Source organism: Streptomyces sp. NPDC002884 (genome assembly GCF_040295245.1).
Classification (GTDB): Bacteria; Actinomycetota; Actinomycetes; order Streptomycetales; family Streptomycetaceae; genus Streptomyces.
Window position 1 is genome coordinate 182,017 of sequence record NZ_JBEOVB010000002.1, and the last position, 13,343, is coordinate 195,359.

Sequence of the window (13,343 nt, forward strand, 5' to 3'; positions counted from 1 at the left end):
GGCACCGGCCCCGCTTCCGTTCCGCCGACCGTCGCCGGACGTCGCCGACCGTCGCCGGACGTCGCCGACCGTCGCGGGACGTCGCCCGCTACCGGGCACGGAACTCGTCGCGGCAGCCGCGCATCCGGCCCGGCCCGCGCGGACCACGTCGGGCGACCCGGGGCGATCGGGCAGCCGGGCCGCGGTGTCGGTCGGCTGTCGGGGGCTGTCGGGGGCTGTCGGTCCGGTGTCGGCGGCCTGTCGGCCCGGCCTGGGACTTTTTCCGGGGAACCTGCCGGGTGACCGTCCGGCAGACGCGCGACACACAAGGAAGCACCATGACCACTGACATCACGATCATCGGCGCCGGGCTCGGCGGACTGACTCTCGCCCGTGTCCTCCACGTCCACGGCATAGCGGCCACGGTCTACGAGGCGGAGGCCTCACCGACGGCCCGCGCCCAGGGTGGGATGCTCGACATCCACGAGGACAACGGCCAACCGGCACTCCGGGCGGCGGGCCTGATGGACGAGTTCCGCAGCCTCGTCCTGGAGGGCCGCCAGGCGATGCGGATCCTCGACCGGGACGGGGCCGTCCTGTTCGAGGAAGCCGACGACGGCACGGGTGGACGCCCCGAGGTGCAGCGCGGTGAGCTGCGGCAGGTCCTGCTCGACTCGCTCCCGGCCGGCACCGTCCGGTGGGGCCACAAGGTCAGCGGTACCCGTGCCCTCGGCGACGGCCGCCACGAGGTGACCTTCGCGGACGGCGCCACCGTCACCACGAGCCTGCTCGTCGGCGCGGACGGCGCGTGGTCGCGGGTCCGGCCGCTGCTCTCCGCCACCCCGCCCGAGTACACCGGCATGTCGGTCGTCGAGACCTATCTGCTGGACAGCGACACACGGCATCCCGCCAGTGCGAAGGCGGTCGGCGGCGGGTCCCTGCTCGCGCTCGCCCCGGGCAGGGGAGTCGTGGCGCACCGGGAGAAGGGCGACACCCTGCACACCTACGTGATGCTCGCCGGGACGCGGGACTGGTTCGCCGCCGTCGATTTCACCGACGCGGCCGAGGCCGGCGATCGGATCGCGCGGGAGTTCGACGGCTGGGCGCCCGAGCTCACCGCGCTGATCACCGACGGCGACACCGCGCCGGTCCTGCGGCCCCTGCACGCGCTGCCGACCGGGCACCGGTGGGACCGGGTGCCGGGGGTGACCCTGCTCGGCGACGCCGCCCATCTCTCGGTCCCGAACGGCGAGGGCGCCAACCTGGCCATGTACGACGGCGCCGAACTCGGCAAGGCCCTCGCCGCGCACCCCGACGACGTCGAGGCCGCGCTCACCGAGTACGAGCGGGCCATGTTCCCCCGGGCCACCGAAGCCGCGGCCGACGGCACCCGGCTCCACGAGCTCATGTTCGGCGAGGGCGCACCCCACAGCCTGATCACGGCGTTCACCGACGACGACCAGACCCCGTGACCTCCGTGCGTGGAACGGTCGTCGTGGCCGTTCCACGCACGTGGTCTCAATCCCGTCTGCGGGCCGCCTGGGAGTGGCGCGACAACGAGTCGATGATCACCGCGGCGAAGAGCACCCCGCCCGTGATGACGAACTGCACGGCCGGGGGAGTGTCCGTGATCGCCATGCCCGACGCGATCGACTGGATGACCAGCATGCCGAGCACCGCCGACCAGGTCGTACCGCGACCGCCGAACAGGCTGGTGCCGCCGATGACGGCCGCCGCGATGGCGTTGATGAGCAGGACGCCCGACCCCGAGCTCTGGCTCACCGAGGTGATGCGCGAGGCCAGGAACAGGCCGCCGACGGCGGCCATCGTCCCCGAGGCCGCGAGCACCGCGGTCTGCACCCACGTCACGCTGAGGCTGGCGCGGCGGGCCGCCTCGATGCTGCCGCCGAGCGCGTAGACCTGCCGTCCGTGGCGCGTGCGGCGGAGCAGGACGTCGAGACCGGCCACCACCACGAGGAAGATCAGCAGGGCGAGCGGCATCCCCTGGAACCGGTTCAGCAGGTACGCGACGCCGAACGCGACCACGGCGAGCGCTCCGGTGCGCACGGCGATGCCGCGCAGCGACCGGTGCGGCATGTCCATGGCTCTGCGGCGGCGCCGGTCGCGGTCGGAGACGAGGAAGACCGCTGCCGCGGCGACCGCCGCGAGACCGTAGGCCACGGCGTCGTCGGTGAAGTAGTAGCTGGTCAGCTTGGCGACCAGCCCGTTCTCGTCGAGGTTGACGGTGCCGCTGTCCCCGAGGACGGACAGCATCAGGCCGTTCCAGGTGAGCAGCCCGGCAAGGGTGATCACGAAGGCCGGCACCCGGGTCCTGGCGATGGAGTAGCCCTGGACGGTGCCCGCCGCGGTCCCCGCCAGCACCGCGATGACGAGCGCGAGCCACTCCGGCACCCCGTTGTTCACGTTCAGCACGGCGAAGACGGCCGCCGCGAGCCCGCTGATCGAGCCGACGGACAGATCGAGCTCACCGAGCAGCAGCACGAAGACGATGCCGACCGCGATCATCCCCGTGCCCACGATGTCCACGCTGAGGTTGGACAGGTTCCGGGGCGAGAGGAAGTTCTCGTTGAGGGACTGGAAGGTGATCCAGACGACGGCGAGGACGAGGACGACGGGCAGCGAGCCCAGCTCGCCGGCGCTCAGCCTGCGCCGGACGACCGCCGGCCCGCTCCGCACGGCACGGGCGACGGCCCGCATGCGGGTCACCACCTCGCCTCCCGCGCGGCCGGCCGTCGGGGCGGGTCCTGCGCGGCGCCCGTGACGGGCCCGTCGTCCCCGAGGAGAGCGGCGGCCCGTCCGGAGCGGATCTCCGGCACGGAAACCATCTCCTTCCCGAGGGCGTCAGGTCCGGCGGTGTCAGGTCCGGCTGTGTCAGGTCGATGTGCGTCCTGTCGGCACGGTGGCCGCTCGACGCGGGTCAGGTCAGTCCGGCGCGCTCGCAGGCGGCCCGGAGCTCGGGAGTGCAGATCTGCCGGACGGTGTGCAGGCCGTCCTTCACCACCGTGTCCTCGATGTTGTCGGCGGTCACCGACACCGGGGTGAGCAGCACCGAGGCGACCGCCTCCCCGCCGCGCGTCGGCACCTCGCCCGTGGCCACCTGCTCGAGGCTCTCCCCGCGGGCCGCGGCGACGGCCATGGCGCCGGCGGCGGCGGCCTCGGGCCCGAACGGCTTGAAGACGGTCATGTACTGGTCGCCGCCGACGATGCGCCGCAGGGCCGAGAGCTCGGCGTCCTGCCCGGTGACCGGGGGCAGCGGGTCGACCTTGTTGGCCTTGAGGGCGGAGATGCTCCCCGCGGCGAGGCCGTCGTTGGCCGCGTAGACCCCGTCGATGGACTCGACGCCGAGGGCCGCGATGGCTCCGGACATGTTCATGTGCGCCGTCTCCGTACGCCACTGGAGGGTGTCGTAGGCCTTGCCGATCTTCACCTTCCCGGCGAGCACGGACCGGGCGCCCTCCTCGAACGACTTCGTGTTCGGGTCGCTGGGATCGCCGTTCATCATGACGATCTGGGCGCCGGGCACCTTGTCGCCCATCGCCTTCAGCAGCGCCCGTCCCTGGAGCCTGCCGACCTCGACGCCGTCGAAGGAGACGTAACCCGAGATGGGGCCCTCGGCGAGCCGGTCGTAGGAGATGACGGGGATGTCCGCCTTGTGGGCCTTGGTGACCGCGGGGCCGAGCGAGCGGGAGTCCACGGGCACGAGCACGATGGCATCGACCCCCTTGGTGATCATCGAGTCCATCTGTTCCTGCTGGAGGGCCACATCGCCCTTGGCGTTGGCGTGGTCGACCGCGCACTCGGGGCACAGTTCGCCGATCCTCTTCTCCAGCAGGGGCCGGTCCTGGGTCTCCCAGCGGGCCGTGGTGACGTCCGGCAGCAGCAGGCCGATGAGCGGCCCGTCCGCCCGGCCGGGTTCGTCGTCGGTGCTCGCACCGCAGGCCGCCAGCACGAGCGCGGCGGAGACCGCGGTCACCGCGGCGGCCGTGTCCCTGATGCAGGCCTTCATGAGTGATACCTGCCGTAGACGACAATAGGGTGGTGAGCGGTGGATATGTTCGGTTGATCCTTATATGCGATTCTGGTGGGTGGGTGCCCTGATCTCAACCTGTCGGCACCTGCGGCAGGATGGGAGGTACGTTGCGGACATGCCTCGACCGGGCTCTGACCTTCGCCGGAGCGACACTGGCGGCGGTCTACGCGCCCGGGGCCGGCACACGCGAACTTCGGCTGGTGGACACGTCCGGAAGCGTCTCTTCCGGATCGCCCCCGCCGGAGCGCCTGCCCCTGTCCGGTGACTCGCCCGCGGCGCGCGCCTTCCGCACCGACCACCCCCTGTGGCTGACCGCCGGCACCCCGCTCGGCGCGCTGCCCCTCGGCGTCCAGGGCGCCCGGCTGGGCTGCCTCCTCGTCCTGGGGGACCCGGCGGACGGCTTCGAGGCCGAGCAGCGCCGCTTCCTGGAGCGGTACGCCGACGCGGTCGCCGCGCTGCTGCGGCCGGGCGCGGACCCGCCGGTACCGACCCCGCTGCTGGGCCCCGCCCTGCGCAGCCTGCGCGTCGGCTCCTTCGTCCTCTCCCCGGACACCGGCCTGATCGAGGCCGACGACACCCTGCTCGACCTGGTCGGCATCACACCGGACGACTTCGACGGCAAGGTCGACACCCTGCTCGCGCACGCCCTCCCGGAGGACATGCACGCCCTGATGTCGGTCCTGGAGCCGACCACCGACGCCTTCGGCCGACGCGACCTGGAGTTCCGGGTCCGCGGCCCCACCGGCGAGATGCGCTGGCTGAGCCTGAGCTGCCGGGCGGAGCCGGGCGCGGGCGACGGGCCGCAACAGGTCCTGGGCGTGGTGACGGCCACCCCGGTGCTGCGCCGCGGCAGCGACGACGTCTCCAGGATCCAGTGGCTGACGGCCGCCCTCGACGACGCCGCGACGGTCCGCGACGTCGGCCGCGTGGTGGTCGCCGCCCTGCGCGAGCCGCTGGCCGCCGACCACGTGGCCCTCGCCGCGGTCCAGGACGACCGGGTCATGGTCACCGCCCTTGACCCGCCCCGGCCCAGCGCCTGGCCGGACGTGTGGCGTACCGAGTGGCGCACGGAATGGCCCGACGCACCGCTGCGCGCCCTGCCCACCCTCCAGGCCGCCCTGCGGGACGGCCGGATGGACCTCTGGCCCGCGGGCACCCCCCTCGAAGCCGGTCTTGCCGGTGTCGGCGCCGGCGGACTGGCCGTCCTGCCGCTTCCCGCCAAGGGCCAGGTCGCCGGGGTGTGCCTGGTCGGCTGGGACCGGCCGCACGAGTTCGTGCCCGAGGAGCGGTCCCTGCTCACCGCCACCGCCGCCCTGGTCGGCCAGGCCCTCAAGCGCGCCCACGCGCACGACGCCGAGCAGGAACTCGCGACGATGCTCCAGCGCAGCCTGCTGCCCCGGCGCCTGCCCGAACTGCCCGGCGGCATCGCCGTCGCCCGCTATCTGCCCGCCCGACGCGGGCTGCAGGTGGGCGGCGACTGGTACGACGTCATCGCCCTCTCCGAGGACCGGGTGGCCCTGGTCATCGGCGACGTCCAGGGACACAGCGCCGGCGCCGCGACGATCATGGGCCAGATGCGTACGGCCGTCCGGGCCTACGCCATCGAGGGCCACCCGCCCGACGTGGTCGTCTCCCACGCCAACCGGCTCCTCGTCGGCATGGAGACCGACCTCTTCGCCACCTGCTGCTACGCCGAACTGGACCTGGAGGAGGGCAACGTCCTCTTCGTCCGGGCCGGGCACCTCGCACCCCTGCTGCGCCTTCCCGACGGCGCCACCGAGGAGGTCGAGGTGGCGGGCGGACCCCCGCTCGGCATCCTGGCCGAGGCCGACTTCCCCATGACGGCCGTCGAACTGGCCCCCGGCACGGTCCTCGCCCTGGTCACCGACGGTCTGGTCGAGGCCGCCGACCTGCCCCTGGACGAGGGCATGCGCCGCACCCGCGTCGCGCTCGCCGCGGCCGACCCCGCCGACCCGGGGAAGATGGCCGACGCACTCCTCGGCGACGCCGGCCGCCGGGAGGACGACGTGGCGCTGCTGCTCCTGCGCTACGACGGCATGAAGACCCGGCCGATCCGGGCCGGCTGGATGGTGTGGCGGCTGCCCGACGCCGTCATGCACGCCCGCCGCTTCACCGCGCGCACCCTGCGCCGCTGGAAGGTCCAGGAGGCCGCGGACGCGGTGCTGCTGGTCGTCTCCGAACTCGTCACCAACGCCCTGGTGCACACCCAGGGACCGGTCCGGCTCGACCTGGTACTGCGCGGGGACCGGGTGCGCGTCTCCGTCAGCGACTCCTCGCCGCGCGCGCCCGCCAAACCGGTGATCGTCGACTGGGAGGCGACCGGCGGCCGGGGTCTGCTGCTGGTCGAGGCGATGTCCGACGCCTTCGGGTCGGTCCCGGTGGCCGGCGGCAAACAGGTGTGGAGCGAGATCGCCGTGCCGGAGGGAGTGCCGTGAGGACGCGTCGCGGGGCCGCCGTCGCGGTGCTCGCCGCGGCGCTCCTGATGACGCCCCTGGCCTCCTGCGGGGGAGAGGAGAAGGCGGCCGGCGAAGGCTTCACCGTCGGCCTGCTGCTGCCGAGCCGCGCGGTCCCGCGCTGGGAACACGCGGACCGGCCGCTGATCGAGGCCCAGGTGAAGAAGCTCTGCCCCGGCTGCCGCACGGAGTACGCCAACGCCGAGAACGACGTCACCCGGCAGCGGCAGCAGATGATCTCCATGATCACCAAGGGGGCCAGGGTCCTGATCCTGGACGCCGCCGACACCCGGGCACTGCGCTCCTCCATCCAGGAAGCGGAGCAGGCGGGTGTCCCGGTGATCGCCTACGACCGCCTCGCCGAAGGCCCGATCACCGGCTACGTCGGTTTCGACGGCCTCCAGGTCGGCCGACTCCAGGGCGAGGCGATCCTGAAGGCCCTGGGGCTGAAAGCGGGGCAGAGGGCCGGGAGCGACAACGTCGTCATGATGAACGGCGATCCGACCAGCCCGAACGCGGAGTCGTACCGCAAGGGCGCACTGTCCGTCCTCACCGGCGAGGTGCGGATCGCCCGGTCCTACAACACCCCGGACTGGAGCACGCAGAACGCGCACGCCAACATGTCCGCCGCCATCGCGGCCCTCGGGCCGGACCGGATCGACGGAGTCCTCGCGGCCAACGACAACATCGCCGCGGGCGTCGTCGCCGCCCTCAAGAGCGCCGGCGTCACCGACCTCCCGCCCGTCACCGGCCAGGACGCCGACCTCGACGCCGTGCGCCGCGTCGTCAAGGGCGAGCAGTACATGACGGTGTACAAGCCGTTCGCGAAGGAAGCCGCCGCGGTCGCCGCCATGGCCGTCGGCGTCGGACGGGGCGAGGATCCCCGCGACAGCGCCACCACGACCGTCGACAGCCCCACCACGAAACGCATCCCGGCCGTCCTGCTCCAGCCGCACGCGGTGCGGGCCGGCGACATCGAGCGGACCCTGATCAAGGGCGGCCTGTACACCAAGGGCCAGATCTGCACCCGTGAGCTCCTGGCCGCCTGCGCGCGGGCGGGGCTCACCCGGTGATCCGGCCGCGCGGCCGTCAGTGCTGGTACGGCTGCTGGTGCGGCTGCCCGTACGCCGGGCCGCCCGCGCCGCCCACGGCCTGCGCCGTCAACTGATCCGCCTGCTCCTTGGTCAGCTTCTGCTCGGTGCCGCAGAAGGTGCACTGGGTCCCGTACTTCGTGGAGATCGGGAACAGCGGTACGAAGAACAGGGTGAACTTCGTGACCCGCTTGCGCAGCGTGTGCGCGGCGGGGTTGCCGCAGCGGCCGCACACGAGCGTCAGTATCGCCAGCTGGTAGAGGTATCCCTTGGTGCCGAAGATGATCACGCTGTGCTTCCTTCTGGGTGAGTGTCCGGGTGCGCGCCCGTCCGGGTGGGCCGCCGTCAGGACGGCTGTCCGGACCGCTGTCCGCACCGGACAGTCTGCTGCATCGCCGGATCACCCGGGTGAGCGGCAGGCGGGTCCATGCCCTGGGCCACGCGGGCGAAACCGCGGCCACGACTGCGGCGGCCGTCGCCCGCCCGGCGCGATGGTCGTCTGGCCGCCGCAAGGCGGCGTTTTCGGCTACCCCACAGGGAAGGTCCCATGCCCCGAGTCCCCCGTTCGGCGGGCGTCACCGCCGCCGCCCTAGCCCTCGGCCTGCTCGCCACGGCTCCCGCGACCGGAGACGAACCGGCCGTCTCCGCTCCACACGTCGTCGCCCACTTCGACCTCGCCAAGGGCCAGTCACCGGAGAACATCGCGCTCGAACCCGACGGCTCGGCCGACCTGACGTTCTCCACCGCCCGGCAGGTCGTCAACGTCACCCGGCAGGGCCGGACCCGGCTCCTCGCGACGCTGCCCGCCGTGGCGAACCCGCAGACACCCGTCGTCGGCAGGGCCGTCGTCCTCGGCATCGCCCGCGCGCAGGACGGCACCCTGTACGTCAGCTACGCCACCGGAACCAGTGCGACCGGTATCTGGCGCATCCCGTCCGGCGGCGGCAAGCCCCGGCAGATCGCGCAGTTGCCGACGAACGGGTTCCCCAACGGCCTCGCCCTCGACGAGCGCCGGGGCGTGTTCTACGTCGCGGACTCGGTGCTGGGCACCGTCTGGCGCGTCCCGCGCTCGGGCGGCAGGCCCACGGCGTGGGCCATGGGAGCCGTGCTCGAGCCGCGCAACGCACCGCCGGCGGCCCGCGTCGGAGTCAACGGCCTGCGGATCCACCGCGACGCGGTGTGGGTGTCCAACACCAACGCCGGAACGCTGCTGCGCATCCCCGTACGCGAGAGCGGCTGCGCCGGTGCGATCGAGACCCGTGCGAAGGGCCTTTTCGCGATCGACGACTTCGCGTTCGTGGACCGGCACCGTGACACGGTGCTCGCCGCCCTGATCGGCGGCAGCGAGGTCGTCCAAGTCCGTCCGGACGGTACCCACCGGGTCGTCCTCACCAAGACGGACGGCCTCTCCAACCCCACCTCGGTCGCCGTACGCGGCCGGACCGCCTACGTCCCGAGCGCCGCCTACTTCAAGCAGCCCGACCCGAACCTGCTCCTGGCCCGCGTGCACCAGCGCGACCGCGGCTAGACGACCGTCGGCCCCGTACCCGGCAGGTCGGGTACGGGGCGGCGGGGGAGAGGGGAGAGGGGAGAGGCGGGGCGGGATCGGACCGTGGACGCGGCGCCGGGCAGGTGCCGTCGTCAGGCCGCCGGGTGCACCAGGCCGTACTCGTAGGCGAAGGCGACCGCTTGGACCCTGGCGCGGGCGCCGAGCTTGGCGAGGATATGACTGACGTGGGACTTCACGGTGGTCGGGGCGATGGACAGCCGGGCGGCGATCTCCGCGTTGGACCAGCCGGAGGCGACGGCGACGAGGACGTCGCGTTCGCGCTCGGTGAAGGCGTCGGGTCCGACCGCCCGCCCACCGGGGCGCGGGGTGCGCTCATGGCGGACGGTGTCGATGAGCGCGCGGGTCAGCTCGGGAGTGATGACGGCGTCTCCGGCGGCCACGACGCGGACGGCCGCGGTCAGTTCGTGGGGTGTGGCGTCCTTCGGGAGGAACCCGCCGGCGCCCGCGCGCAGGGCGGCGTAGGCGTGTCCCTCGTGACCGGTGGAGGTCAGTACCAGGATCCGGGGCGGCCGCCCGTCCGGTGCGGCGGGGCCGGGGACCGCGGTGAGGCGCGGCGGGTGGGCGATGCGGCGGATGGTCTCGATGGCGTCCGTCTCGGGACGGTGGCCGCCGAGCAGGACGACGTCGGGACGGAGCGCGGAGCTCAGCCGGACCGCTTCGGCCCCGCTCGCCGTGTCGCCCACGACGGTCAGATCGGGCTCGGCGGTCAGCAGCATCCGCAGGCCGACGCGTTGGAGGGACTGGTCGTTGACGATGAGTACGGAGGCCATGGCTGTGTTCTCCATGCGAGCGAGTGGGGGCGTACGCCTCTCATGAACGAAACTGTTTCGTTCACTTGCTCGCCAGGGTAGCCCCCGAGGTCATCGAAACGGCAGCGTTTTCTTGTGGTGTGGGTCACATGCCGGCGGATGGCCGCGCCGTGCCGCGAAAAGGGCCGGCCCCGAAGGTGCCGGCCCTCTCCTCGCGCGTACGGGTTCGCCGCGCCCGCGGGTTCGCCGCGCCTGCGGGTTCGCTGTCCCCGCGGGTTCGCTATGCCCAGCAGCCGTTGACGGTGGCCGCGAGGCCGTCCATCGCGTCCTTGATGTCGTTCGGGTTGGCCGTGGAGTTGTTCTCGATGAAGGAGAACACCTTCCACTTGCCGTCCTTGCCCTGCGTCAGGCCGCTCAGGGCGATGGCTCCGGTGAGGGTGCCGGTCTTGGCGTGTACCTTGCCGACCGCGCACTTGGAGTTCGCGTCGTCGAAGCGGCCCCATTCGGGACCGAGCGTGCTGCCGGCCTCGCCGGAGACGGGCAGCCCGTCGAGAATGGAGCCCAGGGTCTTGGAGTAACGGGATTCCGTCAGCAGTTCGAGGATTTCCGTGAGCGTGGCGGCCGGAATGCGATTGGCCCGCGAAAGGCCGCTTCCGTCATGGATCTGGAAGTTGTCGAGGGAAACGCCGTACCGAAGGCTCAGCACCTGGCGCACGACCTCCGTGCCGCCCTCGAAGGTGGCCGGGCGGCCCGCGCCGAGCGCGGTCATCCGCAGCAGGGTCTCGGCGATGTTGTTGTCGCTGACCTTGATCATCTTGTGGACGATCTCCGACAGCGGTGCCGACCTGTGCCGTGCCACCGGGACGTCGCCCGGGCTCGCCTCGGCGCGGGTGACGGCGCCGTCGACGGTGACGCCGGCCGCCGTGAGCTGCTGGGCGAAGACCTGCCCGGCGTCGATCGAGGTGTCCTGGACTCCGTGTCCGTCGACGACCAGCGCGCGCACCGGCGCGACGGAGTCGGGGTAGTAACCGGTGTTCCAGCCGTCGGCCAGGGTCGGTTCGCCGAAGAGGCTGTCGTCCACGGCGACCTTCACCGACGTCAGCCCCGCCGCCTTGAGACCCGCGACCGCGGTCCTGGCCAGTTCGGCGAGGTCGGCGCTGGTCAGCGTACGGTCGCCGCCCCCGACCACGGTCAGCGTGCCGTTGCCGTAGACGACCTTCGTGGTGAACGTGTGGTCCGGGCCGAGCACGGTCAGGGCGGCGGTCGCCGTGGCGAGCTTGGTGTTGGACGCCGGCATCAGCGCGGTCGCCCCGTTGTGGTCCCACAAGGTGGTGTCCGACGCGGAGTCGAGCACCACACCGCTGACCTCGGACCCCAGACGCCGGTCGAGGACACGGGCTTCCAGGTTGGCGGCCATCTGCTGGTCGTCCGCGGTGAGCGTCCGACCCGCCGCCGTGTCCTTGGCCGTCGTGCCGACGCCCTTCTCGGCGGCGAACGCCGAGGGGCCGGCCAGGGCCGCCGACGTGACGGGCAGGGCGAGCGCGAGCACGATCGCCCGCCGGACGCCGGTACTGCTCTGCTTGGCCTTGCGGTGCCGGCGTCGACCGCCCGGGACATAGGAATGCACGGGTGTTTCCGCCGTTATGTCGTTCATGGAGTATCTCAAGGCTTTCGTGTGGGGGCCCTGCGCGAGAGAATTCCGGCGCACCTTATCACCCGTCACATACGGCCCACAGGTAACACGGTGCGCGGCTGACATCCTTTCAGCGAGCGGAAATCCTCTGCTTTTTCACACGGAATTCAGAGGCCCGTCCCCAGGCTCTGTGTCGTGTAGGCGCACTCCGTGTAGATGTAGCCCGACTCGAGCTTGGCCGTGTCCGAGGCGGGCGTGGCGGAGCTGTCGCCGTTCGGCTTGTGCAGGAAGAACGTGGTGCCGACCGGCAGGCTGATGGTGCGCTGCGGATAGTTCTTGCCGCTGTCGTTGCACGGCTCGAACGACGGGTTGATGGTGCTGCCGAAGGAGTACGCCTTGCAGCTGCCGCAGGCCTTCAGGGTGAAGCTGCCGGTGACCGGACCCGTGAAGAGGACCGTGACCGCGTCGGGACTGTCGTTCTGCACGGTGACCGAGATGCTGCCGCCGGTACGGGTCGTCGGCAGCTTCTTGCCCGCGGCCGGCACGGTCTGGGCGATCTCCGCCGCTATGGCGATCTTCTTCGCCAGGCCGGCGTTCTTGGCGGTCTTGTGGGCGGAGGCGTACTCGGTCATGGTCGTCTGCGCCGACTCGAAGTCGCCGTCCCGGTACTGGTCCACGCCGCAGGTGTACGTGCCGGTGTCGGCGCTGGTCGTGGCCCGCCGGCTGTCCTTGTCGAGTGCGGCGCCGATGTCGGCCGGCCCGGCCTCCAGACCGTCGATCTGGGAGCCGAGGGTGCGCAGCCGCTGGACCGCGGCGCAGGGCTCGGCCCCATGCAGGTCCTTCTCGGTGCGCACGACGGCGGCGGCCACGGCGGGTTCGACCCTCGAGGCCTGCTCCGACTCGGGGAAGGTGGCCAGCAGTTCCCCGTACTGCGTCCCCCAGTCGGCCTCGCCCGCCGTGAGCGCCGTCGACGCGCATTCGTACAGCGAGGTGGCCAGCCGGTCGTCGGGCCAGGTCTTCAGCGCGCCGAGGTCCGTGTCGGGCAGGCTCTTGGGGACCGTGCGCAGATACTTCAGCGGTTCCACCGCTTCGCAGTAGTCGTCCTGCGCGTACGCGGCTCCGACCGTCGTGTAGTAGGTCTTCATCCGTGCGGGCACCCGCTCGGCCGCCCGGGAGCCGGGGTGGTCGGACGTGAGGTCCGCGTAGACGCCCAGCGCCTCGCGGTAGTCGGCCCGGGCCGAGTCGAAGGGCTTGTCACCGGCGGCCTGCACCAGCTGGTCGGCCTCGTCGAGCCGGTCGAGCAGCATCTGCTGGGTGGCTTCGTCCCGTGCGTCGTCGTACAGCACGACCCCCCCGGCCGGCACGACGAGCAGGAGCAGTCCGAGCCCGAGGGCGAGCGGCGCCCCCCGGAGTCCCGAAAGCCGGGTGCGCAGACCCACGCGCGCGCCGTCCGCCGCCACCGCGACGAGGAACAGGACGTACAGGACGAGGGCGAATCCCGGGACACCGTCCGGGTCGGCCGGCAGCGCCACGAACAGCAGGACGGCGGTGGCGATCCAGCACAGCGCCATCAGGGCCCAGCGGCGCACCAGCGCGTAGCCCAGGCCCAGACCGCTGAGGTTGAGCACGGCCACCGCGACGGCCCGAGCGCCGTCCGCCGGCGCCGGCGGCGGGGCCGACGGCATGGGTGGAACGTAGGCGAAGGTGTTGTGGTCGGTGTCGTCGAATCTGCCGTACTGGTCCCCCGACATGGCGGCTCCCCCCGGTCAACTGCGTCCGCACGTCTACGATTTGTC

General features: G+C 72.3%; 10 protein-coding genes. 4 read left to right on the top strand and 6 right to left on the bottom strand.

Going from position 1 to position 13,343, the window contains the following annotated elements:
• The first annotated feature begins 317 nt into the window (after positions 1-317).
• Complete coding sequence (locus ABT070_RS05260; protein ID WP_351754919.1) at positions 318-1,451, top strand: FAD-dependent oxidoreductase; 1,134 nt, start codon at positions 318-320, stop codon at positions 1,449-1,451.
• Positions 1,452-1,497: 46 nt separating this feature from the next.
• On the opposite strand, the gene ABT070_RS05265 is transcribed toward ABT070_RS05260, so the two are convergent.
• Positions 1,498-2,697 (bottom strand): sugar ABC transporter permease, encoded by a 1,200-nt coding sequence (locus ABT070_RS05265; RefSeq protein WP_351755964.1) that lies wholly within the window; start codon positions 2,695-2,697, stop codon positions 1,498-1,500.
• 220 nt (positions 2,698-2,917) lie between these two features.
• Positions 2,918-4,006, bottom strand: a complete 1,089-nt coding sequence (locus tag ABT070_RS05270; protein WP_351754921.1) for a sugar ABC transporter substrate-binding protein — start codon at positions 4,004-4,006, stop codon at positions 2,918-2,920.
• Positions 4,007-4,125: 119 nt separating this feature from the next.
• Between ABT070_RS05270 and ABT070_RS05275 the strand changes: the two genes are divergently transcribed.
• Positions 4,126-6,486 (top strand): SpoIIE family protein phosphatase, encoded by a 2,361-nt coding sequence (locus ABT070_RS05275; protein ID WP_351754922.1) that lies wholly within the window; start codon positions 4,126-4,128, stop codon positions 6,484-6,486.
• A complete protein-coding gene (locus ABT070_RS05280) occupies positions 6,483-7,577 on the top strand; it encodes a substrate-binding domain-containing protein (protein WP_351754925.1) in 1,095 nt (364 codons plus the stop codon). The genes ABT070_RS05275 and ABT070_RS05280 overlap by 4 nt, the downstream gene beginning before the upstream one ends.
• Positions 7,578-7,593: 16 nt before the next feature.
• On the opposite strand, the gene ABT070_RS05285 is transcribed toward ABT070_RS05280, so the two are convergent.
• Positions 7,594-7,884, bottom strand: coding sequence for a zinc-ribbon domain-containing protein (locus ABT070_RS05285; RefSeq protein ID WP_351754928.1), 291 nt, complete (start codon positions 7,882-7,884; stop codon positions 7,594-7,596).
• A gap of 258 nt (positions 7,885-8,142) precedes the next feature.
• On the opposite strand from ABT070_RS05285, the gene ABT070_RS05290 reads away from it, so the two are divergent.
• Positions 8,143-9,123 carry an SMP-30/gluconolactonase/LRE family protein gene (locus ABT070_RS05290; protein WP_351754931.1) on the top strand — a complete coding sequence of 327 codons (981 nt, stop codon included), beginning with the start codon at positions 8,143-8,145 and terminating at the stop codon, positions 9,121-9,123.
• Between the two features lie 113 nt (positions 9,124-9,236).
• Here the strand turns inward: ABT070_RS05290 and ABT070_RS05295 are convergent, their stop codons facing one another.
• The 3 genes from ABT070_RS05295 to ABT070_RS05305 all read right to left on the bottom strand — a co-directional run bounded on the left by ABT070_RS05295 (position 9,237) and on the right by ABT070_RS05305 (position 13,298).
• On the bottom strand, positions 9,237-9,935 hold the full coding sequence (locus ABT070_RS05295) for a LuxR C-terminal-related transcriptional regulator (RefSeq protein WP_351755966.1): 699 nt from the start codon (positions 9,933-9,935) through the stop codon (positions 9,237-9,239).
• Between the two features lie 259 nt (positions 9,936-10,194).
• Entirely contained in the window at positions 10,195-11,568 is a 1,374-nt protein-coding gene (gene dacB / locus ABT070_RS05300) for a D-alanyl-D-alanine carboxypeptidase/D-alanyl-D-alanine endopeptidase (RefSeq protein ID WP_351754934.1), read from the bottom strand.
• 146 nt (positions 11,569-11,714) lie between these two features.
• Positions 11,715-13,298, bottom strand: a complete 1,584-nt coding sequence (locus tag ABT070_RS05305) for a hypothetical protein (protein WP_351754937.1) — start codon at positions 13,296-13,298, stop codon at positions 11,715-11,717.
• Between the last annotated feature and the right edge of the window lie 45 nt (positions 13,299-13,343).

Bases quoted from the DNA above. Each gene is read 5' to 3' on its own strand.
- ABT070_RS05260 (WP_351754919.1), top strand. From the start codon at position 318: ATGACCACTGACATCACGATCATCGGCGCCGGGCTCGGCGGACTGACT.
- ABT070_RS05265 (WP_351755964.1), bottom strand. From the start codon at position 2,697: ATGCGGGCCGTCGCCCGTGCCGTGCGGAGCGGGCCGGCGGTCGTCCGG.
- ABT070_RS05270 (WP_351754921.1), bottom strand. From the start codon at position 4,006: ATGAAGGCCTGCATCAGGGACACGGCCGCCGCGGTGACCGCGGTCTCC.
- ABT070_RS05275 (WP_351754922.1), top strand. From the start codon at position 4,126: ATGGGAGGTACGTTGCGGACATGCCTCGACCGGGCTCTGACCTTCGCC.
- ABT070_RS05290 (WP_351754931.1), top strand. From the start codon at position 8,143: ATGCCCCGAGTCCCCCGTTCGGCGGGCGTCACCGCCGCCGCCCTAGCC.
- ABT070_RS05295 (WP_351755966.1), bottom strand. From the start codon at position 9,935: ATGGCCTCCGTACTCATCGTCAACGACCAGTCCCTCCAACGCGTCGGC.
- dacB (WP_351754934.1), bottom strand. From the start codon at position 11,568: ATGAACGACATAACGGCGGAAACACCCGTGCATTCCTATGTCCCGGGC.
- ABT070_RS05305 (WP_351754937.1), bottom strand. From the start codon at position 13,298: ATGTCGGGGGACCAGTACGGCAGATTCGACGACACCGACCACAACACC.